This is a genomic window from Buttiauxella sp. A111 (assembly GCF_014189855.1).
In the GTDB taxonomy this organism is placed as follows: Bacteria; Pseudomonadota; Gammaproteobacteria; order Enterobacterales; family Enterobacteriaceae; genus Buttiauxella; species Buttiauxella selenatireducens.
Genome location: NZ_BJFN01000003.1, coordinates 520,668 through 547,437 on the forward strand (window position 1 = coordinate 520,668; position 26,770 = coordinate 547,437).

The 26,770-nt window shown below is 50.0% G+C and carries 23 protein-coding genes; 14 read left to right on the forward strand and 9 right to left on the reverse strand.

The window, feature by feature from the left end; translation table 11 throughout:
* Positions 1–22 precede the first annotated feature (22 nt).
* The 7 genes from ppiD to bolA all read right to left on the reverse strand — a co-directional run bounded on the left by ppiD (position 23) and on the right by bolA (position 9,488).
* Positions 23–1,894: a peptidylprolyl isomerase gene (gene ppiD / locus BSPA111_RS11725; protein WP_183271323.1), complete on the reverse strand. Its 1,872-nt coding sequence runs from the start codon at positions 1,892–1,894 to the stop codon at positions 23–25.
* A gap of 234 nt (positions 1,895–2,128) precedes the next feature.
* On the reverse strand, positions 2,129–2,401 hold the full coding sequence (hupB, locus tag BSPA111_RS11730) for a nucleoid-associated protein HU-beta (protein WP_034457998.1): 273 nt from the start codon (positions 2,399–2,401) through the stop codon (positions 2,129–2,131).
* A gap of 211 nt (positions 2,402–2,612) precedes the next feature.
* Complete coding sequence (lon, locus tag BSPA111_RS11735) at positions 2,613–4,967, reverse strand: endopeptidase La (RefSeq protein WP_183271324.1); 2,355 nt, start codon at positions 4,965–4,967, stop codon at positions 2,613–2,615.
* A 197-nt stretch (positions 4,968–5,164) separates the two neighbouring features.
* Positions 5,165–6,439 carry an ATP-dependent protease ATP-binding subunit ClpX gene (gene clpX / locus BSPA111_RS11740; RefSeq protein ID WP_034457994.1) on the reverse strand — a complete coding sequence of 425 codons (1,275 nt, stop codon included), beginning with the start codon at positions 6,437–6,439 and terminating at the stop codon, positions 5,165–5,167.
* A 131-nt stretch (positions 6,440–6,570) separates the two neighbouring features.
* Positions 6,571–7,194 (reverse strand): ATP-dependent Clp endopeptidase proteolytic subunit ClpP, encoded by a 624-nt coding sequence (gene clpP, locus BSPA111_RS11745; protein ID WP_034457992.1) that lies wholly within the window; start codon positions 7,192–7,194, stop codon positions 6,571–6,573.
* Between the two features lie 321 nt (positions 7,195–7,515).
* A complete protein-coding gene (gene tig, locus BSPA111_RS11750; protein WP_183271325.1) occupies positions 7,516–8,814 on the reverse strand; it encodes a trigger factor in 1,299 nt (432 codons plus the stop codon).
* Positions 8,815–9,170: 356 nt separating this feature from the next.
* A complete protein-coding gene (bolA, locus tag BSPA111_RS11755; RefSeq protein WP_183271326.1) occupies positions 9,171–9,488 on the reverse strand; it encodes a transcriptional regulator BolA in 318 nt (105 codons plus the stop codon).
* A 310-nt stretch (positions 9,489–9,798) separates the two neighbouring features.
* Between bolA and BSPA111_RS11760 the strand changes: the two genes are divergently transcribed.
* From BSPA111_RS11760 to BSPA111_RS11795, 8 genes are all read left to right on the forward strand, one after another.
* Positions 9,799–10,377 carry a lipoprotein gene (locus tag BSPA111_RS11760; RefSeq protein ID WP_183271327.1) on the forward strand — a complete coding sequence of 193 codons (579 nt, stop codon included), beginning with the start codon at positions 9,799–9,801 and terminating at the stop codon, positions 10,375–10,377.
* 48 nt (positions 10,378–10,425) lie between these two features.
* The gene (ampG, locus tag BSPA111_RS11765; protein WP_183271328.1) at positions 10,426–11,901 is read left to right on the forward strand and encodes a muropeptide MFS transporter AmpG; all 1,476 of its coding nucleotides are present in this window, start codon (positions 10,426–10,428) and stop codon (positions 11,899–11,901) included.
* Between the two features lie 473 nt (positions 11,902–12,374).
* Positions 12,375–13,322, forward strand: a complete 948-nt coding sequence (gene cyoA, locus BSPA111_RS11770; RefSeq protein ID WP_183271329.1) for a cytochrome o ubiquinol oxidase subunit II — start codon at positions 12,375–12,377, stop codon at positions 13,320–13,322.
* A gap of 20 nt (positions 13,323–13,342) precedes the next feature.
* Entirely contained in the window at positions 13,343–15,334 is a 1,992-nt protein-coding gene (cyoB, locus tag BSPA111_RS11775) for a cytochrome o ubiquinol oxidase subunit I (RefSeq protein WP_183271330.1), read from the forward strand.
* Positions 15,324–15,938 (forward strand): cytochrome o ubiquinol oxidase subunit III, encoded by a 615-nt coding sequence (locus BSPA111_RS11780; protein ID WP_183271331.1) that lies wholly within the window; start codon positions 15,324–15,326, stop codon positions 15,936–15,938. Before cyoB ends, BSPA111_RS11780 begins: the two co-directional genes overlap by 11 nt.
* Positions 15,938–16,267: a cytochrome o ubiquinol oxidase subunit IV gene (locus BSPA111_RS11785; protein WP_183271332.1), complete on the forward strand. Its 330-nt coding sequence runs from the start codon at positions 15,938–15,940 to the stop codon at positions 16,265–16,267. The genes BSPA111_RS11780 and BSPA111_RS11785 overlap by 1 nt, the downstream gene beginning before the upstream one ends.
* 11 nt (positions 16,268–16,278) lie before the next feature.
* On the forward strand, positions 16,279–17,166 hold the full coding sequence (gene cyoE / locus BSPA111_RS11790) for a heme o synthase (protein ID WP_183271333.1): 888 nt from the start codon (positions 16,279–16,281) through the stop codon (positions 17,164–17,166).
* 147 nt (positions 17,167–17,313) lie between these two features.
* Positions 17,314–18,684 carry an MFS transporter gene (locus tag BSPA111_RS11795; protein ID WP_183271334.1) on the forward strand — a complete coding sequence of 457 codons (1,371 nt, stop codon included), beginning with the start codon at positions 17,314–17,316 and terminating at the stop codon, positions 18,682–18,684.
* Positions 18,685–18,798: 114 nt separating this feature from the next.
* Here the strand turns inward: BSPA111_RS11795 and BSPA111_RS11800 are convergent, their stop codons facing one another.
* Entirely contained in the window at positions 18,799–19,290 is a 492-nt protein-coding gene (locus BSPA111_RS11800; protein WP_064516617.1) for a YajQ family cyclic di-GMP-binding protein, read from the reverse strand.
* A gap of 139 nt (positions 19,291–19,429) precedes the next feature.
* Between BSPA111_RS11800 and panE the strand changes: the two genes are divergently transcribed.
* The gene (gene panE, locus BSPA111_RS11805) at positions 19,430–20,344 is read left to right on the forward strand and encodes a 2-dehydropantoate 2-reductase (RefSeq protein ID WP_183271335.1); all 915 of its coding nucleotides are present in this window, start codon (positions 19,430–19,432) and stop codon (positions 20,342–20,344) included.
* Entirely contained in the window at positions 20,304–20,897 is a 594-nt protein-coding gene (gene yajL / locus BSPA111_RS11810; protein WP_183271336.1) for a protein deglycase YajL, read from the forward strand. The genes panE and yajL overlap by 41 nt, the downstream gene beginning before the upstream one ends.
* 74 nt (positions 20,898–20,971) lie before the next feature.
* Here yajL and thiI read toward each other — a convergent pair whose 3' ends face one another.
* On the reverse strand, positions 20,972–22,423 hold the full coding sequence (gene thiI, locus BSPA111_RS11815; protein ID WP_183271337.1) for a tRNA uracil 4-sulfurtransferase ThiI: 1,452 nt from the start codon (positions 22,421–22,423) through the stop codon (positions 20,972–20,974).
* Between the two features lie 191 nt (positions 22,424–22,614).
* Here thiI and xseB point away from each other — a divergent pair, with 191 nt between their 5' ends.
* The 4 genes from xseB (at position 22,615) to BSPA111_RS11835 (ending at position 26,721) form a co-directional block, all read left to right on the forward strand.
* Positions 22,615–22,857, forward strand: coding sequence for an exodeoxyribonuclease VII small subunit (gene xseB / locus BSPA111_RS11820; protein ID WP_183271338.1), 243 nt, complete (start codon positions 22,615–22,617; stop codon positions 22,855–22,857).
* Positions 22,858–23,757, forward strand: coding sequence for a (2E,6E)-farnesyl diphosphate synthase (ispA, locus tag BSPA111_RS11825; protein ID WP_183271339.1), 900 nt, complete (start codon positions 22,858–22,860; stop codon positions 23,755–23,757).
* Between the two features lie 71 nt (positions 23,758–23,828).
* Positions 23,829–25,691 (forward strand): 1-deoxy-D-xylulose-5-phosphate synthase, encoded by a 1,863-nt coding sequence (gene dxs, locus BSPA111_RS11830; protein ID WP_183271340.1) that lies wholly within the window; start codon positions 23,829–23,831, stop codon positions 25,689–25,691.
* A 55-nt stretch (positions 25,692–25,746) separates the two neighbouring features.
* Positions 25,747–26,721 carry an aldo/keto reductase gene (locus BSPA111_RS11835; protein ID WP_183271341.1) on the forward strand — a complete coding sequence of 325 codons (975 nt, stop codon included), beginning with the start codon at positions 25,747–25,749 and terminating at the stop codon, positions 26,719–26,721.
* Positions 26,722–26,770 lie beyond the last annotated feature (49 nt).

The following is a 26,770-nucleotide window of genomic DNA, read 5'->3' on the forward strand; positions in this document are numbered from 1 at the left end:
GTGCGAGCAACGCCGAAGAACGTTACTGCTGTTCGATGCTGTCACCCATCTTAATTTTCGCTTCTTTGCGCAGATTACTCATCAACGCTTCGAAAGCAATTTGGGCATTGTTCTGGGTGATACCTTGAACCATTGCTTTCTTCTGGTCTGCTGGCATATCGCCAGGTTTAACCTCATCCACCGCTAACAGAACAACGTTACCTTGCATATCGTTTGCAACGCCGAAGGAAGGCTTGTCTTTAGCCGGTAATGGCACCATGAAAGCAGCCTGGCTGATTGGGTCCTGGCCAGTACGAGTCAGCGTTTTTGCAGCACCGAAGCTTAAACCAGCGGCTTTCATCGCTTCGTCACCTTTGCCAAGTTTCAGCGCGTTCAGAAGTTTGTCTGCATCCTGCTTCGCTTGTTGCTCAGCTTTCTGATGTTTAACCTGCGCGATAACCTGCTCGCGAACTTCAGCTAACGGCTTAATAGCTTCAGCTTTATGTTCTGTGACACGCACAACGAAAGCACGGTCGCCATCAACAGTGATGATGTCAGAATTGCTACCTGGTGTGCCGTTAGCGCCAACCAGACCGCCATTGAAAATAACGTCAGAAACGGGTTTGAAGTCAAGTTCAGCAGGCAAGTTGTCGTGGCCGAACCAACCTGTCTCAACAGCTTTAACACCCGCTACTTTTTCAGCGCTTGCCAGAGATTCGTTGTCGTTACTTGCCGCGTCACTCACTTTCTGTTGCAGAGCATAGTAAGCATCAACTGCTTTCTCTTGTTTCACTTTCGCAGCAATCGCATCTTTAACTTCAGACAACGGTTTGGTTTGCGCAGGCACGACATCGTCCAGACGTACGACCAGGAAACCGACAGACGATTTAATCACGCCAGAAAGTTGACCTTTATCTTTCAGACCTGCGTTTTTCAGCTCGTCCGGCGTAGTGCCTGATTCCAGCCAACCCATATCACCACCTTTGCGAGCAGAGATGATGTCAGCGGATTTTTCTTTAGCCAGTGCAGCAAAGTCAGCACCTTTGTTCAGCTCGTCAAGAATCGCTTTAGCTTCGGCTTCAGTTTTGGTTTGAATCACGCTGTAGCGGTTACGCTGAGGCTGAGTGAACTCATCCTGATGTTGGTCGTAGTAAGACTGGATGTCAGCATCAGCCACTTCAACTTTCTGAGAAGCCGCATCAAGCATGATGTAGCTGACCCGGAACTGCTCAGGGGCGATGTAGTTGTTTTTGTTTTGCTCGTAGCTGGCGTTAATTTCCTGCTCGGTAACCTCTTGCTTAGCAGCCAGTGCATTCACATCGATTGTGGCTTCACGAACCACACGCTGCTGTGACACAAGAGCCGCCAACTCATCAGTTTCACCCGTCAGCATGAAGTCAGTGCCAACGATGGCATTGATCAGTTGCTGAGTGGTCAGCTGATTGCGCAGTGCTTGCGCGTATTGATCGGGCGTCATCCCCATATTGTTGAGGATGGAGGTATAACGCGCGTTATCAAACTTGCCGTTGTTCTGGAATGCAGGTTCTTTAAAGATGGCTTGTTTGATTTGTTCGTCGCTGATACTCAGGCCAAGGTGTTTGGCATACTGATCCATCAACGCTTCATCAACCATGCGTGACAGCACTTGCTGACGCATCTGCTTCATGTAGCCTTCGTTGCCTGCCAGTACAGAAAACTGTTCGCCCAGTTGCTGCTGTTGGCGGTTACGTTCGCTCGCAACGGCGTTTTCAAACTGGCCACGGCTAATTTCTTGACCATTCACTTTTGCGGCGTAGTTGGCGCCACCACCGATCAGGTAGCCACTCACGCCAGTCAAAATGAATGACACGATAATGATGCCGAAAATTATCTTGATTACGAGGCTGTTTGCCGCCGTACGTAAATTGTCCATCATGGTGTAACAACACTCCACTGTAGTGTGAATGGTAAACCCAGCGCAGTCGCTAAATGGGCATCCCTGAATATGCGTACTGCTGTGCCGCTGCGTGCTAGCGGGTATTGTGACAAGAAAATGGGTTCAAATCATCAAACATGCACAAAATTAGTCATCAGGCATAAAAAAAGGCACATCTAATGATGCGCCCTGACCTAACTTTGACTAGCGTTGCCCTAAATATCGGACGATAAATCAGTTCACAGCTTCTTTCAGCGCTTTACCAGCACGGAAACCTGGTACTTTGGCAGCAGCGATGGTGATTTCTTTGCCTGTTTGTGGGTTACGGCCGGTACGGGCAGCACGTTCACGAACAGCAAAAGTTCCAAAGCCAACCAGTGCCACATCTTCCCCAGATTGCAGAGATTCAGTAACAGAAGCAATCACAGCGTCTAATGCACGTCCAGCCGCGGCTTTAGAAATATCAGCACCTGCGGCAATTTTGTCTATCAGTTGAGATTTATTCACTCTTCTCTTCCTCTCTTTATAATTTATATCGCACCAGATATCCTTCAAAGTGCGACCGCGCAGCAGTTATATCAGGCCTGTCATGCCCTTACAACACCCGTTGTTAATGACATGCATCCCCAGCGATCTAAAGTAGCGACACAAAAAAAAGCTGGCAAGTGACAATTCACCCGCCAGCTCTGATTTTATTGACCGAATATGCGTCAGGTCACTATTTTGAGGTTACAACCTGCATTCCGTAGGGTTCGTTCTGCAATGCAAGAGCCAAAACTTCCTCGATGCGCTTCACCGGATGGATATCCAGGTCGGCGATAACATTGTCAGGAATCTCTTCCAGATCACGTTTATTTTCATCCGGAATCAGAACAGTTTTGATACCACCACGGTGTGCTGCCAGCAGTTTTTCTTTCAAACCACCGATTGGCAACACCTGACCACGCAACGTGATTTCACCGGTCATCGCTACATCTGCACGAACAGGGTTACCTGTCAGGCAAGATACCAACGCGGTACACATCGCAATACCCGCGCTTGGGCCGTCTTTCGGTGTTGCACCTTCTGGTACGTGAACGTGGATGTCACGTTTTTCGTAGAAATCAGCATTGATGCCCAATTTCTCTGCACGCGCGCGCACCACGGTCAACGCTGCCTGGATAGATTCCTGCATAACTTCACCCAGAGAACCGGTGTAAGTCAGCTTGCCTTTGCCCGGCACACAAGCGGTTTCGATGGTCAGTAAATCACCACCTACTTCAGTCCACGCAAGGCCTGTTACTTGACCTACACGGTTTTCGCTGTCTGCACGGCCATAATCAAAGCGCTGCACACCAAGGAAATCTTTCAGGTTATCGCCGTCAATTTCGATGTGCTTCAGCGTTTTGTCCAGCAGCAGTTGTTTAACGGCTTTACGGCACAGTTTGGAGATTTCACGCTCCAGACTACGGACACCCGCTTCGCGAGTGTAGTAACGAATGATGCCAGTAATAGCACTATCGTGAACCGTGATTTCGCCTTTCTTCAATGCGTTACGTTCAATTTGCTTCGTCAGCAGGTGCTGTTTAGCAATGTTCAGCTTTTCGTCTTCGGTGTAACCGGACAGACGAATCACTTCCATACGATCCAACAGCGGAGCTGGAATGTTCATGGAGTTAGACGTTGCGACGAACATGACGTCGCTCAGATCGTAATCCACTTCCAGATAGTGGTCGTTGAACGCCACGTTCTGTTCTGGATCAAGAACTTCCAGAAGTGCTGATGCCGGATCGCCACGCATGTCTGAGGACATTTTATCGATTTCATCCAACAGGAATAATGGGTTTTTAACGCCCACTTTCGCCATCTTCTGAATCAATTTGCCCGGCATGGAACCGATATAAGTACGACGGTGGCCACGAATTTCCGCTTCGTCACGCACGCCGCCCAGTGCCATACGCACGTATTTACGCCCTGTCGCTTTAGCGATGGACTGGCCCAGTGAGGTTTTACCCACACCTGGAGGCCCAACCAGGCACAAAATTGGCCCTTTGAGTTTATTTACGCGGCTCTGGACTGCGAGATATTCCAGGATACGATCTTTCACGCGCTCAAGGCCGTAATGATCGGTATCGAGGACTTCCTGCGCCTGACGCAGATCTTTTTTCACTTTGCTGCGCGCATTCCACGGCACCTGCACCATCCAATCGATGTAACCACGAACCACGGTTGCTTCCGCAGACATTGGAGACATCATTTTCAGTTTTTGCAGTTCCGCTTCGGTTTTTTCACGCGCTTCTTTCGGCATTTTAGCCGCGTCGATTTTGCGTTTTAGCGCTTCGTTTTCGTCTGGAGCGTCGTCCATTTCGCCGAGTTCTTTCTGAATCGCTTTCATTTGCTCATTCAGATAGTACTCACGCTGGCTTTTTTCCATCTGCTTTTTGACGCGGTTGCGAATACGTTTCTCAACCTGCAGCAGATCGATTTCTGACTCCATCATTGCCATCAGATATTCAAGACGTTCGTTAATATCGGACATCTCGAGAACGGACTGTTTGTCAGTCAGTTTCAATGGCATATGTGCAGCGATGGTGTCTGCCAGACGAGCAGGATCGTCAATGCTGTTCAGCGATGTCAGCACTTCTGGCGGGATTTTTTTGTTCAGTTTGATATAGCCTTCAAACTGATTAATCGCGGTGCGCACCAGCACTTCCTGTTCGCGCTCTTCGATAGCTGGCGAATTCAGGTACTCAGCCTGAGCTGAGAAATGGTCACCGTTGTCAGAAAGCGTGGTAATACGCGCACGCTGTAACCCTTCAACCAGCACTTTAACGGTGCCGTCTGGCAGTTTCAGCATCTGCAGGATGGATGCGACGGTACCCACTGAGAACAGGTCATTTACACCTGGCTCATCTGTCGAGGCTTCTTTCTGCGCCACCAGCATGATTTTTTTATCATGATCCATGGCCGCTTCCAGGCAACGAATGGATTTTTCTCGCCCGACAAACAGTGGAATTACCATGTGCGGATAAACCACCACATCGCGCAACGGCAATACGGGGATTTCAATGCGTTCAGAACGCTCAGGATTCATAGAGCTCTCTCTTAGTTAAGGTCCGCCTGGTGATGGGGGATGCTCTCTGCTTAATACCTCACGGGTATCTGGCATCACCAACAAGTAAGTCAGTATATGGGGATGTTTCCAGAGCATTCAATGCCAGGAATGAAGGAAAAACAAAAGGGGGATATAAATCCCCCTTTTTATACTAACTGACTGGTTATTTTGGCGAATTATTCACCGGATGCTTGTTGCGCTTCCGGTTTACCATAAATTAGTAATGGTTTGCTCTGACCGTCGATAACGGATTCGTCAATCACCACTTTCTCGACGTCTTCCATTGATGGAAGATCGTACATGGTGTCCAGCAAAGCGCCTTCAACGATGGAGCGCAAACCACGAGCACCGGTTTTACGTGCCATTGCTTTCTTAGCAATCGCGTCCAGTGCTTCGTCACGGAATTCCAGATCCACACCTTCCAGATTGAACAACGCCTGGTATTGCTTGGTCAGGGCGTTTTTCGGCTCTTTCAGGATTTGAATCAGCGCTTCTTCGCTCAGTTCAGTCAACGTAGCAACGACTGGCAGACGACCGATGAACTCAGGGATCAGACCAAATTTGATCAAATCTTCTGGCTCAACCTGGCCTAATAACTGCCCTTCGGTGGCTTTCTGAGATTTGCCTTTTACTGTCGCACCAAAGCCGATACCCGAACCGGTTTCAACTCGGTTTGCGATAACTTTATCGAGGCCTGCAAATGCGCCGCCACAGATAAACAGAATCTTAGAGGTATCAACCTGCAAGAACTCTTGCTGTGGATGCTTACGACCACCCTGAGGTGGAACCGCTGCAACAGTACCTTCGATAAGTTTCAGCAACGCCTGCTGCACACCTTCACCAGACACATCACGGGTGATGGACGGGTTATCAGATTTGCGGGAGATTTTGTCGATCTCATCGATGTACACGATACCGCGCTGTGCTTTCTGCACATCGTAATCACATTTTTGCAGCAGTTTCTGGATGATGTTTTCTACGTCTTCACCCACGTAACCCGCTTCGGTTAACGTTGTCGCATCTGCCATGGTGAAAGGAACATCCAGCAAACGTGCCAGGGTTTCAGCCAGCAGGGTTTTCCCGCTACCCGTCGGCCCGATGAGCAGAATGTTACTTTTGCCCAGTTCGATTCCGTTGGTGCTGTCGCCGTTACGCAGACGTTTGTAGTGGTTGTAAACCGCAACCGCCAGGACTTTCTTAGCCTGTTCCTGACCGATGACGTAATCATCGAGATGGTGACGGATTTCATGCGGAGTCGGCAGCGCGCTACGTTCGCGATGCGGCGCGACTTCTTTGATCTCTTCGCGAATAATGTCGTTACATAAATCGACACACTCATCGCAGATATACACTGACGGCCCGGCAATCAGTTTACGCACTTCATGCTGGCTTTTGCCGCAAAAAGAGCAGTACAGTAATTTGCCTGAACCGTCTTTGCGCTTATCTGTCATCGGTAAAACCTCTTTTCTGTTTCTTTGCACCGTACAAGTCCGGCACAAGTGCCATTCTACGGCGCAGCCAATCGTAAGCGCGCCAGGAGCCGCTACTTCAACTATAGTATACGGCTCACTGTTTTCGGGCGTTAGCTACGGTGAGTCAGGATTGAGTCAACTAATCCGTACTCTACCGCCTCGCTTGCAGCGAGGAAACGGTCACGCTCGGTGTCTCTTTCGATTTCTTCCAGAGACTTACCAGTATGTTGCGCCATGAGTTCGTTCATACGAGCTTTCACTTTCAGAATTTCGCGCGCATGGATTTCGATATCCGTTGCTTGTCCCTGATAGCCACCCAGCGGCTGGTGAATCATCACGCGTGAGTTCGGCAAGCAGAAACGCTTACCTTTAGCCCCAGCGGTCAGCAGGAAAGCGCCCATAGAACAGGCTTGTCCCATACAGATAGTGCTGACATCTGGTTTAATAAATTGCATCGTATCGTAGATAGACATACCGGCAGTAATCACGCCGCCCGGTGAGTTGATGTAGAGATAGATGTCTTTTTCTGGGTTTTCTGCTTCCAGAAACAGCATCTGCGCCACAATCAGGTTAGCCATATGGTCTTCGACCTGGCCTGTCATAAAGATGACACGTTCCTTGAGCAGACGGGAATAGATATCGTATGAACGCTCGCCACGCGATGTCTGTTCAACAACCATCGGCACCAGGGCCATATGGGGTGCAAATTGATCTCTTTCGCCACTGTATGACATTTCCGTCTCCTGGAATAATTAAGCCTTCGATACCTGATGCACTGATTCTACTTGAGACGCAAAAAGAAGACTACGCTCCTTGCGCGCCTCGCAACCTTAATTGGACGGATTATCAGTCAGGGATCCTCATTTCTAGCCATACCCGTATTTATGGGGATGAGCTTACCCTGTTTCAAGCATAACAACCTTTTCTTGTTACGCTAACCCTGAAACTGCGTTTTATTGATGGGTTTTCAGGGAGTCACTGATAAAAAAAGCCCGCCACCTGTGGGTGACGGGCTTGATGCAGCAATATTTTGGCGATGATGCCAAAAATTATGCTTACGCTTGCTGGTTCATCAGTTCGCTAAAGGTAGTCGCTTTTTCAGACACTTTCGCTTTAGACAGTACTGCTTCAACAGCTTGTTCTTCCAGAGCAACATTACGCATGTTGTCCATCAGTTCTTTGTTTTTGCCGTAGAACTCAACAACTTCAGTCGGATCTTCGTAGGCAGAAGCCATTTCTTCGATCAGACCTTTAACGCGTTCTTCGTCAGCTTTCAGCTCGTGGGTACGAATCACTTCACCCAACAGCAGGCCAACAACAACACGACGCTTAGCTTGTTCTTCGAACAACTCACGTGGCAGTTCCAACGCTTGTTTCTCGTTGCCACCGAAACGCTGTGCAGCCTGGCGACGCAGAACGTCGATTTCGCCGTCGATCAGTGCAGCTGGTACGTCGATGTTGTTCGCATTAACCAGACCGTCGATTGCTTGAGACTTGATGCGGTTACGCACAGCGCCTTTCAGCTCACGATCCATGTTTTTACGCACTTCGGTACGCAGACCTGCAACAGAACCATCAGCAACGCCGAAACGTTTGATGAATTCTTCAGTAAATTCTGGCAGTTCACGCTCTTCAACTTTCTTCAGAACGATGTCGAACTTAGCCGCTTTACCTTTCAGGTTTTCAGCGTGGTAATCTTCTGGGAAAGTCACTTCGATAGTGAACTCTTCGCCAGCTTTATGACCAACCAGACCGTCTTCGAAGCCTGGGATCATACGACCCTGGCCCATTGCCAGTACGAAGTCAGACGCTTTGCCGCCTTCGAATACTTCGCCGTCTACAGAACCAGTGAAGTCGATGGTTACGCGGTCTTCTGCAGTTGCAGCAGCTTCTGATTCTTTCCAGGTCGCCTGCTGCTTACGCAGGGTGTCCAGCATTGCATCAACGTCTTCGTCAGTCACTTCAACAACCGGTTTTTCTACTTCGATTGCTTCCAGACCTTGCAGCTCAACTTCTGGGTACACTTCAAACTCAACCGCATAGGTGAAGTCTTCGCCCAGTTTGTATTCGCCTGGAACGTAGTTCGGTGCGCCAGCTGGATTGATTTTTTCTTTGATGATCGCGTCAACGAAGTTACGGGTCATCAGTTCGCCCAACACGTCCTGGCGAACAGAAGCGCCATAGCGTTGTGCGATAACGGTCATCGGCACTTTTCCTTTACGGAAACCGTCGATACGGGCTTTCTTTGCCACGTTGACCAGCTCGCTTTTTACAGCGGTTTCGATGCTGTCTGCAGCGATAGTAATCGTGAGACGGCGGCCAAGGCCCTGAGTGGTTTCAACTGAAACTTGCATCTTGTTACCTCAAAAAATCACAGTGCTCGGTCAACTCTGGAAGCGCTGATTTGTGCTCCACAGAACCGGGATGCCTTCTGAATCAGAATCACATTCCCTGTCGTCAGAATCGTCCCGAAGACATTCCGAAAAATAAGACGCAGCATTATAGCGGCATCACCAAGGTGAGTCGAGAACGGCAACACAGTGTTGCTGCGGCCCTTTTCACAGTTCTTTTGGATTTATTGCCCAAACCCTGGAACAACAAGGGCGATTTAAGACAAAACAAAACGGCCCGCAGGCCGTTTAATAAAACACGATTCATATACCGCAACATAAAGGAAAAGTTCCCTAAGTTGCAAGCCTGAAGGTTAACTTCAGGCGATTGATCCAGCTCCACGGCAAGGTGGAGAGGCTAAAACAGTATCATGCAAACCTTCCCATTCTTTAATTGTGTAGGTGTGCAGGGCTAATGCATGAACGGTGGTAGAAAGTTCGGCACTCAATGTTCCGTAAATCATTCGATGGCGATTTAAGAAACGCTCACCAGCGAAACGGTCACTGACCAAAACCACTTTGAAATGGCTCTCTGAACCCGCCGGGACATTGTGACGATAGCTTTCATCCACGACTTCCAGGAACACGGGTTCAAACGCTGCCCTTAATTTTGATTCTATTTGCTCGCGCATCATCATGAACTTTCTCCTCGACTGCGTAGAGTAGAGATGCCACTCATCCCTTTAAATGTTAGCCGCTTTTAGCCGTTTTAATAACGGAATTTCAACAATTATTTAGCTTTCGTCCGATTTCCTTCCCCAAGCCCCTGTAGCTTAATGTGATTACGGCACTAATCACGGGCAAAATGGTCAGATAGCTTTGCAACCGCTCAGAAAAAGCGCAACGCGATGAAATTACGTGCGTTAACTGCTTCCACTGGGCACATGCAGTGTTATGATGGCGTGATTTTTTATCTGCCTGCCCCTTGAGTACATTGAGATAGCGAACATGTTAAAAAAATTATTATTCCCGTTGGTTGCCATTTTTATGCTGGCCAGCTGTGCAACACCTCCAACCACTATTGATGTTTCACCAACTATCAGCCTGCCACAGCAAGATCCAAGCCTGATGGGCGTAACTGTGAGCATCAACGGTGCGGATCAACGTAAAGACCAGGCTCTGGCAAAAGTCACTCGTGATAACCAACTGGTTACACTGACCCCATCTCGTGATCTGCGTTTCCTGCTGCAAGAAGTTCTGGAAAAACAGATGACTGCCCGTGGTTATATGATTGGGCCTAACAGCCCGGTAGACTTACAAATCATCGTAAACCAGTTGTATGCAGACGTCTCTCAGGGCAGCGTGCGATACAACATCGCCACTAAAGCCGATATCGTGATTATTGCGACGGCCAAAAATGGCACAAAGATGACCAAAAACTACCGTTCTAACTACAACGTAGAAGGTGCGTTCCAGGCCACCAACAAGAATATCGCCAATGCAGTAAACTCTGTATTGACTGATACCATTGCTGATATGGCCCAGGACACCAGCGTTCATGATTTTATTAAGCAGAACGCTCGTTAATTAATACCTCACCAGTCCGCATCATGCGGGCTGGTTTTAGAGCAAAGTATGCCCAACCATTATCTTCGTCTTTTTCAGCAGCCAAAATCAGCCATCCTTTTGATTTTAGGCTTTGCTTCTGGCCTCCCTCTCGCCCTCACGTCCGGCACACTTCAGGCATGGATGACGGTTGAGAATATCGATCTTAAAACCATTGGTTTCTTCTCGCTCGTCGGGCAAGCCTATGTGTTTAAGTTCCTGTGGTCGCCAGTGATGGACAGATATACGCCGCCGTTGTTGGGTCGACGTCGTGGTTGGTTGCTTATTACTCAGGTTCTGCTGCTGATTGCGATTGCCGGAATGGGTTTCCTGGAACCGGGTTCACAGTTGCGTTGGATGGCGGCGCTGGCGGTCATTATTGCTTTCTGCTCTGCCTCGCAAGATATCGTTTTCGATGCCTGGAAAACAGATGTTCTCCCAGCCGAAGAGCGTGGCACGGGTGCTGCAATCAGCGTGTTGGGTTATCGTCTGGCGATGTTGGTTTCTGGCGGTTTAGCACTTTGGCTTGCGGACAGATACCTTGGCTGGCAAGGCATGTACTGGCTGATGGCGGCACTGATGCTGCCTTGTATTATCGCCACTTTACTCGCCCCGGAACCAACAGACGCGATACCCGTCCCCCGAAGTCTGGAACAAGCGGTGGTCGCCCCGTTGCGTGATTTCTTTGGCCGCAACAATGCATGGCTGATTCTGCTGCTGATTGTGATGTATAAGCTTGGCGATGCATTCGCCATGAGTTTAACGACGACATTTTTGATTCGCGGTGTGGGTTTTGACGCCGGTGAAGTCGGCATGGTGAATAAAACGCTGGGTCTGATTGCCACAATTATCGGTGCCCTCTATGGCGGTATTTTGATGCAGCGCCTGTCGCTGTTCCGCGCCTTACTGATATTTGGCATTTTGCAGGGGGTATCCAATGCTGGTTACTGGATCCTCTCGATTACCGATAAACATATGATCAGCATGGCAACGGCGGTTTTCTTTGAGAATCTCTGTGGCGGTATGGGTACGGCAGCATTTGTCGCACTTCTGATGACGCTGTGTAATAAATCGTTTTCTGCGACTCAATTTGCATTACTTTCTGCCCTGTCAGCGGTAGGGCGTGTTTATGTGGGACCGATAGCCGGTTGGTTTGTCGAAGCCCAGGGTTGGCCGACGTTTTACTTATTCTCGGTGGTGGCAGCAGTTCCGGGCATCTTGTTATTACTGGTCTGTAAAACGACCCTCGAATACACCCAGAATAACGATAGCTTCATCCCACGAAGCGAGTTTTCTTCAGCCTATCGCATCGCTCTACGTGCCTTAACGCTGGGATGTGCACTTCTGGCGGTCTGGTTAGTGGTGCTGATTACCAATGCGACAGGTCTGACAAACTGGGCGTTCAACATCCAGTTCCTGGAATGGGGAGCGTTGTTCGCTATCGGTGGCATTGTGTTTGGCGGGGTGCTTGATTATCTGGCATTACGTAAAACAGCTTTAATGTAAACGCTCTGATTTATTCCAGAAATAATAAGTTGCGCAGCGTGACTATATTGATTAATTAATAAACACCCCTCTCCAGGCTGAATTATTTATCGAAAGCAAGACTCTTTTTTAGATTATTAGCAGGAAAATTATTTTCACCCTGTATTTAACCGATTCAGCTTTTGCCTAAATTATTTTGTAGATCATTTCGTTTATCAATTGATGCTAATTTGTTAAAATTATGTTTATTAAAATGATTGGTTATACCAATTAACCTGTACTATTTACGACAAGGCGGGTTTTCGTTATAACCCAGACAGCATGCGGGCTATCTCGATATTTTACAGTTTGTTGCATTCTATGTGACATTGTCGGCAGAACCTGGTAACACCACACTGACACCATGCCATTCATGTTTACAGTAATGTAACCTTCCCGTAAAATGCCTTCACACTTTAAACGACAATAGAGCTCCCTGGAATTGAGGTCGTTAAATGAGACTCAGGAAATACAATAAAAGTTTGGGATGGTTGTCATTAATTGCAGGCACATTTTTACTCAGTGGCTGTGATTCTGCACTTCTGGACCCCAAAGGACAAATTGGACTGGAACAACGTTCGTTGATACTGACAGCTCTTGGGCTGATGTTGATTGTCGTTATCCCAGCTATCGCAATGGCTATCGGTTTTGCCTGGAAATATCGGGCATCAAACAAAGACGCCAAATACAGCCCCAACTGGTCCCACTCCAACAAAGTTGAAGCTGTCGTCTGGACGATTCCCATCCTTATCATCATTTTCCTCGCGGTTCTGACCTGGAAAACCACGCACGCCCTTGAGCCAAGCAAACCGCTGGTTCACGACGCGAAGCCGGTTACCATTGAAGTTATCGCTATGGACTGGAAATGGTTCTTCATCTACCCAGAGCAAGGTATTGCGACGGTGAATGAAATTGCCTTCCCAGCCAACACCCCGGTGGAATTCAAAATCACCTCTAACTCGGTGATGAACTCCTTCTTTATTCCACGACTGGGTAGCCAGATCTACGCAATGGCAGGTATGCAGACCAAATTGCACCTGATTGCAGATGAAGCAGGCACCTACGACGGTATTTCGTCTAACTACAGCGGTAAAGGTTTCTCCGGTATGAAGTTCAAGGCTATCGCCACGCCGGATATGGACACCTTTAACCAATGGGTCGCTAAAGCGAAACAATCTCCGGAAGTCATGAATGACATGGCAACTTACGAGAAGCTTGCAGCACCAAGCGAATACAACAAAGTCGAATACTTCTCCGCTGTTAAACCTGATTTGTTTAAAGACGTTATTAACAAATTCATGGAGCACGGGAAGAGCATGGACATGACCCAACCTGAAGGCGAGCACGCAGCGCACGAAGGAATGGAAGGCATGGACATGAGTAACGCCCAAACCTCTCACTAAAGGGGCCGAGGAATAATACGATGTTCGGAAAACTTACACTGGATGCAGTCCCATTCCATGAACCCATTGTCATGGTTACGGTGGCCGCGATTATCGTCGGAGGACTGGCGCTAGTTGCAGCTATCACTTACTTCGGTAAGTGGGAATATTTATGGAAAGAGTGGTTCACCTCGGTTGACCACAAACGCCTCGGCATAATGTACGTGATTGTTGCGATAATCATGCTGCTGCGTGGCTTTGCCGACGCCATTATGATGCGTAGCCAGCAAGTTCTGGCTTCCGCTGGAGAAGCAGGCTTCCTGCCACCTCATCACTACGACCAGATCTTTACCGCCCACGGCGTAATCATGATCTTCTTCGTAGCGATGCCATTTGTTATCGGCCTGATGAACATTGTCGTGCCGTTGCAGATTGGTGCGCGTGACGTTGCCTTCCCATTCCTGAACAACCTGAGCTTCTGGTTCACCGTTGTGGGTGTGGTGCTGGTTAACCTGTCCCTTGGGGTGGGTGAATTCGCACAGACCGGTTGGGTTGCATATCCACCGCTATCGGGCATTGAGTACAGTCCGGGTGTCGGGGTCGACTACTGGATATGGAGTCTACAGCTCTCGGGTATCGGTACGACATTAACAGGTATTAACTTCTTCGTTACTATCCTGAATATGCGTACACCTGGCATGACGATGTTCAAAATGCCAGTATTTACCTGGGCTTCGCTGTGTACCAACGTACTGATTATCGCGGCATTCCCTATCTTTACCGTGACCGTCGCACTGTTAACCCTTGACCGCTACCTTGGCACCCATTTCTTTACCAATGATATGGGTGGCAACATGATGATGTATATCAACCTCATCTGGGCATGGGGCCATCCAGAAGTTTACATTCTGGTGCTGCCGGTGTTTGGTGTGTTCTCAGAAGTGGTTGCGACATTCTCGAAAAAACGTCTGTTCGGTTACACCTCACTGGTGTGGGCGACCATCGCGATTACCGTACTGTCGTTCATCGTTTGGCTGCACCACTTCTTCACCATGGGCAGCGGCGCGAACGTCAACGCCTTCTTTGGTATCGCCACCATGATTATCGCCATCCCGACAGGGGTGAAGATCTTCAACTGGCTGTTCACCATGTACCAGGGCCGTATCGTGTTCAACTCCGCGATGCTGTGGACCATTGGCTTCGTCGTCACCTTCTCTATCGGTGGCATGACCGGTGTTCTGTTAGCGGTTCCAGGTGCTGACTTCGTACTGCATAACAGCCTGTTCCTGATTGCTCACTTCCATAACGTCATTATCGGTGGTGTTGTATTCGGTTGCTTCGCTGGTCTGACTTACTGGTGGCCAAAAGCGTTCGGCTTCACATTGAACGAAACCTGGGGCAAACGCGCCTTCTGGTTCTGGATTATCGGCTTCTTCGTCGCGTTTATGCCACTGTACGTGCTGGGCTTCATGGGTATGACCCGTCGTTTGAGCCAGCAAATCGATCCACAGTTCCACACCCTGCTGGTCATTGCAGCTTGTGGCGCAGGCTTGATTGCACTGGGTATCCTGTCGCAGCTGATTCAGTTCTACGTTTCTATTCGTGACCGTGAGCAGAACCGCGATCTGACTGGTGACCCATGGGGTGGCCGTACGCTGGAGTGGGCAACATCCTCCCCTCCTCCGTTCTACAACTTTGCTCACTTGCCACACGTTCATGAGCGTGATGCATTCTGGGAAATGAAAGAGAAAGGTGAAGCGTACAAACAGCCAACGCATTATGAAGAGATTCATATGCCACGTAACAGCGCTGCGGGCATCATTATTGCCGCGTTTGCTACCGTGTTTGGTTTCGCGATGATCTGGCACATCTGGTGGCTGGCGATTGTTGGCTTTGCCGGCATCATCATCACCTGGATTGCAAAAAGCTTCGACGAAGATGTGGATTACTACGTTCCGGTTGCGGAAGTCGAAAAACTGGAAAACCAGCATTTCGATGAAATTACCAAAGCAGGGCTGAAAAATGTCAACTGAAACTCTCACTCACGCTAACGCCCACGCCGCGGAGCATGGGCATCACGATGCAGGAACCAATAAAGTCTTTGGTTTCTGGATCTACCTGATGAGCGACTGCATTCTGTTCTGTTGCTTGTTTGCTACCTATGCCGTTCTGGTGAACGGCACTGCCGGCGGCCCGGCAGGGAAAGACATTTTCGAACTGCCGTTTGTGCTGGTCGAAACTGCCCTGCTGTTGTTCAGCTCCATCACCTATGGCATGGCGATCATCGCCATGAACAAAGGCAACAAAAGCCAGGTTATCTCCTGGCTGGCGCTGACCTTCCTGTTTGGTGCGGGCTTCGTCGGGATGGAAATCTATGAATTCCATCATCTGATTGTTGAAGGTTATGGCCCGGATCGTAGCGGCTTCCTGTCAGGCTTCTTTGCTCTGGTCGGTACGCACGGTCTGCACGTAACTTCTGGTCTGGTCTGGATGGCGCTGATGATGTTCCATGTTTACCGCCGCGGCTTGACCAGCGCTAACCGTACTCGCCTGATGTGCCTGAGCTTGTTCTGGCACTTCCTGGACGTTGTATGGATCTGTGTATTCTCTGTTGTTTACCTGATGGGGGCGATGTAATGAGTCATTCAACTGAACACGCAGGCGCCCACCACGGTAGCGTTAAAACGTATATGACCGGTTTTATCCTGTCGATTATCCTGACGGCAATCCCGTTCTGGATGGTAATGACAGGTACTGCCTCCCACGCCATGATTCTCGGCGTGGTACTGGTAAGTGCAGTGGTACAGATTCTGGTTCACCTGGTGTGCTTCCTGCACATGAACACCTCTTCTGAAGAGCGTTGGAACCTGGTGGCCTTTGTCTTTACCGCGCTGATAATCGCCATTCTGGTGGTCGGCTCTATCTGGATTATGTGGAACCTCAACCAGAACATGATGGTTCATTAAGAGCGGTTTATATGATAAAGCGATACCTGCAAGTAACCAAACCAGGAATTATTTTCGGCAATTTGATCTCTGTCATTGGGGGATTTTTACTGGCCTCAAAGGGCAGCATTGATTATTCCCTGTTTTTCGCCACTCTCGTCGGGGTGTCGTTGGTCGTGGCGTCAGGTTGTGTCTACAACAACTTCATTGACCGCGACATCGACCGTAAGATGGAGCGAACCAAGAACAGGGTTATGGTCAAGGGTCTGATTGCGCCGAAAACCTCGCTGGTATACGCCACCTTGTTGGGTATTGCTGGCTTCATGCTGCTGTGGTTTGGTGCTAATCCGCTCGCCATGTGGTTAGGCGTGATGGGCTTTGTGGTGTATGTCGGCGTATACAGCCTGTACATGAAACGCAAATCTGTCTACGGCACCCTGATTGGCAGCCTTTCGGGCGCAGCACCACCAGTGATTGGTTACTGTGCTGTGACCGGCGAGTTTGATACCGGTGCTTTGATCCTGCTGGCTATCTTTAGCCTGTGGCAGATGCCGCATTCCTATGCGATTGCTATCTTCCGCTTTAAAGATTACCAGGCCGCGAACATCCCGGTACTGCCCGTAGTTAAAGGCATTTCGGTCGCGAAGAACCACATCACGCTGTATATCATTGCGTTTGCTGTCGCAACGCTGATGCTGTCTCTTGGCGGTTACGCTGGATATAAATATCTGGTGGTGGCTGCTGCGGTAAGCGTCTGGTGGTTGGGCATGGCATTACGGGGATATAAAGTGGAAGACGACAAAGTCTGGGCGCGCAAATTGTTCGTCTTTTCTATTGTCGCGATCACGTCCCTCAGCGTGATGATGTCGGTCGATTTCATGGTGCCAGATTCACATAATCTGCTGACTTACGTCTGGTAAGTCGTGAACCTCTTGAAAGGGCACTTCGGTGCCCTTTTTTATTAGTTTCATCAATCATTCCCTCATGTAATATCTTTTCAATAACTAGACATTTACCCTCCCCTGCCCACGCACTACACTAAGACCTGCTTTTTATCTGAGGTGGTAATGAACGATTACAAAATGACGCCCGTCGAATTACGTGCGACGTGGGGTTTAGGCTCAGTATTTTCACTGCGCATGCTCGGCATGTTTATGGTACTGCCGGTTCTTACCACTTACGGCATGGCGTTACAGGGCGCGAGCGAAGCGCTGATTGGCCTCGCCATCGGAATTTATGGCCTGGCACAGGCTATCTTCCAGATCCCCTTTGGCCTGCTTTCTGACCGTATTGGCCGCAAACCGCTTATTGTGGGTGGCTTACTGATCTTTGTCCTCGGTAGCGTGATTGCGGCACTTTCCACGTCGATTTGGGGCGTGATTCTTGGCCGTGCATTACAAGGTTCCGGTGCGATTGCCGCCGCCGTAATGGCGCTGCTTTCTGATTTAACGCGCGAGCAAAATCGTACCAAAGCCATGGCATTTATCGGCGTCAGTTTTGGTGTCACCTTTGCCATCGCCATGGTGCTTGGCCCAATCATTACGCACAGTCTGGGTTTAAATGCGCTGTTCTGGATGATTGCGATTCTGGCAAGCTGCGGCATTTTGATCACCCTGTGGGTGGTTCCGAACACCAAAAGCCATGTGTTAAACCGCGAGTCCGGCATGGTGAAAGGCTGCTTTAGCAAAGTGCTGGCAGAACCTAAATTACTGAAGCTGAACTTCGGCATTATGTGCCTGCACATTATGCTGATGTCGACATTTGTTGCCCTCCCCGGTCAGCTTGAACAAGCAGGTTTCCCAGCGTCGGAGCACTGGAAAGTTTATCTTTGTACCATGCTCATTTCGTTCGTCTCCGTGGTGCCATTTATCATTTATGCCGAAGTAAAACGCCGCATGAAACGCGTGTTTGTGGGCTGCGTTGCGCTACTGCTGATTGCTGAAATTGTGCTGTGGGGTTCGGGCCCGCACTTTTGGGAACTGGTGTTAGGTGTGCAGTTGTTCTTCCTCGCCTTTAACCTGATGGAAGCCATTTTACCGTCGCTTATCAGCAAAGAATCGCCTGCGGGTTACAAAGGCACGGCGATGGGAATTTACTCCACCAGCCAGTTTTTGGGCGTGGCGATTGGCGGTTCATTCGGTGGATGGATTGATGGATTATTTGATTCGCAAACCGTGTTCCTGGCCGGTGCGTTGTTGGCGATGGTGTGGCTACTGGTGAGCAGCACCATGACCGAACCGCCTTACGTGGCAAGTCTACGGATTGAATTACCTGAAGATGTGGCCGACGACGAAACACTGAAGCAGCGTCTGCTGACTCAGGCAGGCGTGAGTGAAGTGAATATTATTACTCAGGAACGTAGCGCTTACGTGAAGATAGACAGCAAGCTGACGAACCGGTTTGAGATTGAACAGTTAGTGAAACAACCCTCACCCTAGCCCTCTCCCTGAGGGAGAGGGGACAGTCCGGTTTTCCCACTCTCCTTCAGGACAGGGGACAATTATCTTTCCCCCTCTCCCGGGGGAGAGGGTCGGGGTGAGGGCGTACCAGAATCAGTCGCGGAAGTTTTTAAACTGGAACGGTTGTCCCAAATCCCCGCCACGAACCAACGCCATTGCGGCCTGTAAATCGTCACGGGATTTACCCGTTACGCGCAGTTCTTCGCCCTGAATCTGCACCTGAACTTTGGTCTTGCTGTCTTTAATCAGCTTCACAATTTTCTTGGCGATAGTCGATTCAATGCCCTGCTTGAGCTTAGCTTCAACGCTCCAGGTTTTACCGCTGTGCACAAACTCCTCTGGCACATCAATCGAAGCCCCTTCGATACCACGCTTAAGCAGCTTGGCACGAAGAATATCCAACAGTTGGTTGACCTGGAAATCAGACTCGCTGGCAACTTTAATGGACTGATTTTTCTCATTCAGTTCAAATGTCGCCGGCACATTACGGAAGTCAAAACGAGTTGCAACCTCACGTTCCGCGTTTTCAATCGCGTTACGCACTTCCTGGATATCAATTTCAGACACGATGTCAAAAGATGGCATGCTTTCTTCTCCCTCTCTTTTTGTTGCGTTGCATAATACCTGCTGGGCCGAGCAAAACAACCCGTTAAAGCAGGAGAGAGCCCTGTATAATATAGATTAAGCAAAAACATCTGCGGCTTTGTGCAGATGGGGAGGCAAAATGAAAATCACCGTGCTAGGTTGCGGTGCGCTCGGTCAACTTTGGCTGGCATCGCTTTATAAGCAAGGACATGAAGTTCAAGGATGGTTGCGAGTCCCGCAGCCCTTTTGTCATGTCAACGTGGTCGAAACTGACGGTAGCGTGTTCAATCAAACGCTCACCGCCAACGATCCTGACTTTCTCGCCAGCAGCGATTTATTGCTGGTGACACTAAAAGCCTGGCAGGTTTCCGGCTCAGTGAAAACGCTGGCCACCAAACTTCCGTCCCATTGCCCTATTCTGCTACTGCATAATGGAATGGGAACCATTGAAGAGTTGCAGTCGTTGCGCCAGCCACTTTTAACCGGCGTCACAACCCATGCGGCGCGTCGCGATGGCAATATTATTATTCACGTCGCCAATGGCACAACGCACATTGGCCCAGGTAATACAGCAGGCCGCGATTTTAGCTATCTCGCCGATATTCTGCATCGCACGCTGCCGGATATGGCCTGGCACAACAATATCCTTGCGGCGAGCTGGAAGAAACTCGCGGTGAATTGTGTGATTAACCCCCTCACCGCGCTTTACAATTGCCCGAATGGTGAACTGCGCCATCATCAGGATGAAGTGAGCGATATATGCAACGAAGTCGCCATAGTGATGGAGCGCGAAGGGCATCACACCTCTGCCGAAGCGCTGCTTTTCTATGTTGGCGAAGTTATCGAAAGCACTGGCGAGAACATCTCGTCGATGCTGCAAGACGTGCGGGTTCAACGCCACACTGAGATTGATTACATTACTGGTTATTTACTGCAACGCGCGCGCGTTCATGGCCTTTGCGTGCCGGTGAACAACCGCTTGTATGAGCTGATAAAGCGTAAGGAGAATGAGTATGAGCGCTCGAGCACTGGTTTGCCTGGCTCCTGGAACTGAAGAAACAGAAGCTGTTACTACCATTGATCTTCTGGTGCGAGGCGGAATTAGCGTCACGACTGCGAGCGTTGCCAGTGACGGTAATCTGACCATTACCTGCTCGCGTGGGGTAAAACTGCTGGCGGATGCGCCATTAGTTGAAGTGGCTGACGGTGAGTTCGATATCATCGTGCTTCCCGGCGGTTTAAAAGGTGCGGAATGTTTCCGCGATAGCCCGCTATTGGTTGAAACCGTACGCCAGTTTCACTTATCAGGACGCATTGTCGCCGCCATTTGTGCCGCAGCCGGAACGGTATTAGTTCCGCATGAGCTGTTCCCGGTCGCAAACATGACCGGATTTCCTGGCTTGAAAGAGACGATTCCAGAATCCCAATGGCAAGATAAACGCATTGTCTGGGATCCACGCGTCAACCTGCTGACCAGCCAGGGGCCAGGCACGGCAATAGATTTTGCACTGAAGATTATCGATTTACTGGTGAGCCGTGAAAAAGCCCATGAGGTTTCACAACAACTGGTGATGGCGGCGGGAATTTACAGCTATCGGGATTACTAAAACCGCCCTCTCCCAGGCGGGAGAGGAAGCGGGTTTTCTCCTTCTCACTCAGGGAGAAGGTTGGGATGAGGGTGTTAAGCGCGGTAAACCTTCACGTTCTCAAAGCCTTGCTCACGAAGATACAGCGCTTGCAAACGGCTCATCACACCACGATCGCACCATAGCAAATAGGTTTTGCTCTGGTCCAAATCGCCAAATTTGGTGCTCAACTTATAGAACGGCAGTGAAGCAACTTCTACGCCTTCTGGCTTAAATGGCTTCTCGTCTTGTTCGTCGATAGAACGAATATCCAGCAGCACATCATTTGGGCCAAATGCGTCAACGGTTTCAACTTCCGTCACCACTTCTTTGGTCTGGTTGGCGATTTCGCGGATGTCGATGTTGGTCGCTTCTTCAATCACGCGATCCAGAATAGAGAAGTCAAAGTTGGCTTCTTCCGCTTCAATCTTCGCCTTCACCGCTTTCACTGTTGGGCTTTTAGAGATAACACCGCAGTATTCCGGCATGGTACGCGCAAAATCAGCAGTACCAATTTCACGCGCCAGATCGATGATGTGCTCTTTATCGTGAGAGATCAGCGGACGCAGAATCAGCGTATCGGAAACATTGTCAATTAAACGCAGGTTAGTCAGCGTCTGGCTGGAAACCTGACCCAGCGCTTCACCCGTCACCAGCGCCTGTACGCCGTAGCGTTCAGCAACACGTGAAGCGGCACGCACGAACATACGCTTAAGCACCACGCCCATCTGGCCGTCTTCAACTTTCTCGAGGATTTCACCCACAACCGGTTCGAAGTTAATCGCCACGAAACGCACGCGGTGGGAGCTACCAAAGCGGTTCCACAGATAATGCGCAACTTGTTTAACGCCAATTTCGTGCGCAGCACCGCCGAGGTTAAAGAAGCAATAATGCACACGACAGCCACGACGCATCAGCATATAGCTGGAAACGCCGGAGTCGAAACCACCGGAAATCAGCGACAGCACATCTTCTTGTGTGCCAATCGGGAAGCCGCCAATACCTTCATAACGGCCTTTTACCAGCAGCAGACGGTCGTTTTCGATTTCCAGATTAACCGTGACATCCGGTTTGGTCAGTTTTACGCGAGCTGATTCAATGTGTTGATTCAGGCCGCCACCAACATAACGTTCAACTTCGATAGAGCTGAACTCATGCTTACCACGACGTTTCACACGCACGCAGAAGGTTTTGCCTTCGAGTTGCTCGCGATAAAGTTCCAGCGCCTGTTCGAAGATATTGTGCAAATCGGTAAACGGCACATCTTCCACTTCCAGAATATGGTGAATACCTGGAATACGGGTCAGCGCTTCACGAATGGCGATACGCTGGTTTTCATCTTTGGCGCGAACTTCGATGTTGTCCCAGTGGCGGAGAACCGCCAGACCTTCTTCATCGTAGTGTTTTAAAACGTTACGAATGTTCCCGGTGAGCATCTTAATAAAGCGTATGCGCACAGATTGACTCTTGATTGTGATTTCCGGGAACAATTTAATGATAAACTTCATGGCGCTCATGATTTGTTGGTGAGCCATACATAATGAAATATGCGGGCTGAAGGACTTAAAGAATTGCAGCGGCGAGTGCGCCGTTACATCCGAGGCGCAAAAGTATATCACTAACAGTCAGCCATAGCGTTACACAAATGACTCCGCTACCATGGCAGAGTCGCAAAAATTATTAGAGTCAGACATTCACTATGCCGAAAAAAACCGAAGTCACGGCCAGCTTTGAAACTGCGCTTGTGGAGCTTGAGCAGATAGTTACTCGTCTTGAGAGCGGCGATTTAGCACTCGAAGAGGCGTTAAATGAATTTGAACGTGGTGTGCAACTTGCGCGTCAGGGTCAAGTGAAACTGCAGAAAGCGGAACAACGCGTGCAAATCCTGCTAAACGATAGCGAAGACGCCCCACTCAAGCCCTTTACCGCGGAAAACGAGTAAATGGATTTTAACCATCAGTTGCAGGCCCGAGCCCAGCGGGCCAACGATGCGCTGCTGCGTTTTTTAGCGCCGCTGCCGTTTCAGAACACTCCTCTGGTTGAGGCAATGCACTATGGCGCACTATTTGGCGGCAAGCGACTTCGCCCGTTCCTGGTCTACGCGACCGGGGAAATGTTCGGCATAGCGCAAGAAACCCTGGATGCTCCAGCTGCGGCAATTGAGTGCATCCACGCTTATTCATTGATCCATGACGATTTACCGGCCATGGATGACGACGATTTACGCCGCGGGCAACCGACTTGCCACATCAAATTCGGTGAAGCGAGCGCCATTTTAGCCGGTGACGCCCTACAAACGTTGGCGTTTTCTATACTAAGTGATGCCCCAATGCCTGGTGTGGCGATTGCGGACAGACTCGCGATGGTGAAAGAACTGGCAACGGCCAGTGGCGTTGCTGGAATGTGCGGTGGCCAGGCGTTGGATTTGGAAGCCGAAGGTAAGCATGCAGATATGCAAAGCCTTGAGCGTATTCATCGTCATAAAACAGGTGCGTTAATTCGTGCTGCTGTTCGGATGGGCGCATTGAGCGCAGGTGATGCAGGCCGTAACGCCCTGCCTTTGCTTGATCATTATGCTGAAAGTATCGGCCTGGCATTCCAGGTACAGGACGACATTCTCGATGTCATCGGTGATACCGCAACACTGGGTAAACGCCAGGGAGCCGATCAGCAACTCGGTAAAAGTACCTACCCTGCACTGCTTGGGTTGGAAAATGCCAAAACCAAAGCATGGGATCTCTATCAGGAATCTCTCCGGGCGCTGGAAGGACTTGCTCGCCAGTCGTTAGACACTACCGCATTGGAAGCGTTAGCGAGCTATATAATCCAACGTGATAAATAATTATTAACTTACCCTTTGGCATTCAGGCAGAGGCTTGAAGGATGAAGGGTAAACACCACGATGAGTTTCTAATGAGTTTTGATATTGCCAAATACCCGACCCTCGCACTGGTGGAATCTGCTCCAGAGTTACGCCTGTTGCCAAAAGAGAGCTTACCGAAACTGTGTGACGAGCTGCGTCGCTACCTGCTCGATAGCGTAAGCCGTTCCAGCGGGCACTTTGCCTCAGGTCTTGGCACGGTAGAAATGACCGTAGCGCTTCACTATGTGTATAACACACCGTTCGACCAGTTAATCTGGGATGTCGGCCATCAGGCTTATCCGCATAAAATCATTACTGGCCGTCGTGACAAAATTGGCACTATCCGCCAGAAAGGCGGGTTGCATCCCTTCCCATGGCGCGCCGAGAGCGAATATGACGTGTTGAGCGTGGGCCACTCTTCCACCTCAATAAGCGCGGGCATTGGTATCGCGGTTGCAGCCGGAAAAGAAGGGAAAAACCGTCGCACCGTTTGTGTGATTGGTGATGGCGCAATCACCGCAGGTATGGCATTTGAAGCGATGAACCATGCCGGTGATATTCGCCCGAACATGCTGGTGATTCTCAACGACAATGAAATGTCGATTTCCGAGAACGTCGGCGCGCTAAACAACCATCTCGCACAGCTGCTTTCCGGCAAACTTTATTCTTCGTTGCGCGAAGGCGGGAAGAAAGTCTTCTCCGGTGTGCCGCCGATTAAAGAACTGTTGAAACGTACTGAAGAACACCTGAAAGGCATGGTGGTGCCGGGTACGTTGTTTGAAGAGCTGGGCTTTAACTACATTGGCCCGGTTGATGGCCATGATGTTATAGGCCTGGTGAATACGCTCAAAAATATGCGTGACCTGAATGGCCCGCAATTCCTGCACATCATGACCAAGAAAGGTCGTGGTTATGCCCCTGCGGAAAAAGATCCGATCAGCTTCCATGCAGTGCCTAAATTTGATCCGCAAAGTGGCACGCTGCCAAAAGCTGCCGGTGGCCTGCCAAGCTATTCGAAAATCTTCGGCAACTGGTTATGTGAAACCGCAGCAAAAGACGACAAGCTGATGGCGGTGACGCCTGCAATGCGCGAAGGCTCAGGCATGGTGGAGTTTTCACGCCAGTATCCATCGCAATATTTTGATGTCGCGATTGCAGAGCAGCACGCCGTGACTTTTGCGGCAGGTCTTGCGATTGGCGGTTACAAACCGGTAGTCGCGATCTACTCAACCTTCCTGCAACGCGCTTACGATCAGGTGATTCACGACGTCGCCATCCAGAAGCTGCCGGTGTTATTCGCCATTGACCGCGCGGGAATAGTCGGTGCTGACGGGCAAACCCACCAGGGCGCGTTCGACATCTCCTTCCTGCGCTGCATTCCAGAAATGGTCATCATGACGCCAAGCGATGAAAACGAATGCCGCCAGATGCTGCACACCGGTTATCACTACAATGACGGCCCATCAGCCGTGCGTTACCCGCGCGGTAATGGCACCGGCGCAGAGTTGCAGCCGCTGGAATCGCTGCCGATCGGCAAAGGGTTGAAGAAACGCGAAGGTGAAAAAATCGCCCTGCTGAACTTCGGCACCTTACTGCCCGAAGCCGAAGCCGTTGCACAATCGCTCAATGCGACGCTGGTCGATATGCGTTTTGTGAAGCCGCTTGATGAAGCGCTGATTCTTGAGCTGGCAGCCAGCCACGAATCACTGGTCACCATCGAAGAAAATGCCGTCATCGGTGGCGCGGGTAGCGGTGTCAATGAAGTTCTGATGGCGAACCGTAAAATGGTTCCCGTGCTGAATATCGGTTTACCTGATTTCTTTATCCCGCAAGGCACACAGGATGAGGCCCGCGCGGCTATCGGCCTTAATGCTGAAGGTATGGAATCAAGGATCCGCGCCTGGCTTAAATAATCCCCTCCTCCACTCCTGCTATGCTTAAAGTATCCTGCATAACTGGAGTGGAACCATGCAATACAACACGTTAGGAAAAACTGACCTCAAGGTTTCCCGTCTTTGCCTGGGTTGTATGACCTATGGTGAGCCAGACCGTGGCAATCACGCCTGGACGCTTCCCGAAGAGAGCAGCCGCCTCATCATCAAACACGCCATCGATAACGGCATTAATTTCTTTGATACCGCCAATAGCTATTCCGACGGTAGCAGCGAAGAGATTGTCGGGCGTGCCCTGAAAGATTTCATGCGTCGTGAAGATGCGGTCCTTGCCACCAAAGTCTACTTTCAGGTCGGCGATTTGCCCGAAGGCCTAACACGTGCGCAGATTTTACGTTCGATAGATGACAGCCTGCGACGTCTGGGAACTGATTACGTCGATCTGTTGCAAATTCACCGCTGGGATTACAACACGCCAATTGAAGAGACTCTCGAGGCGCTTAATGATGTGGTGAAAGCGGGTAAAGCACGGTATATCGGTGCTTCATCGATGCACAGTTCACAGCTGGCTCAGGCGCTGGCTTTGCAGGATCAACATGGCTGGGCGCGTTTTGTCACCATGCAGGATCACTACAATCTGATCTATCGTGAAGAAGAACTCGATATGCTGCCGCTGTGCTACGAACAAGGGATTGCGGTGATCCCGTGGAGCCCATTGGCCCGAGGCAAACTGACTCGCCCGTGGGGAGACACCACCGCACGCTCAGTCTCGGATGAAGTCGGTAAAAATCTGTACGATGGAAGCCAGGATAACGACGCGTTGATTGCAGAACGACTGGCGAATGTTGCGGCAGATAAAGGCGTTACGCGTGCGCAAGTGGCGCTGGCATGGTTACTCAGCAAGCCGGGGATTGCTGCGCCAATTATTGGCGTTTCTCGCGAACATCAACTGGATGATTTATTGGCAGCCGTGGATTTAACGCTGAAACCTGAAGAGATTGTCGAGCTGGAAGCTGTTTACCGCCCACATGAAAAGGTCGGTTTTAAGTAACAATTCAATGTCCTCACCCTACCCTCAAGAAGAGGGCTGGGGTGAGGAT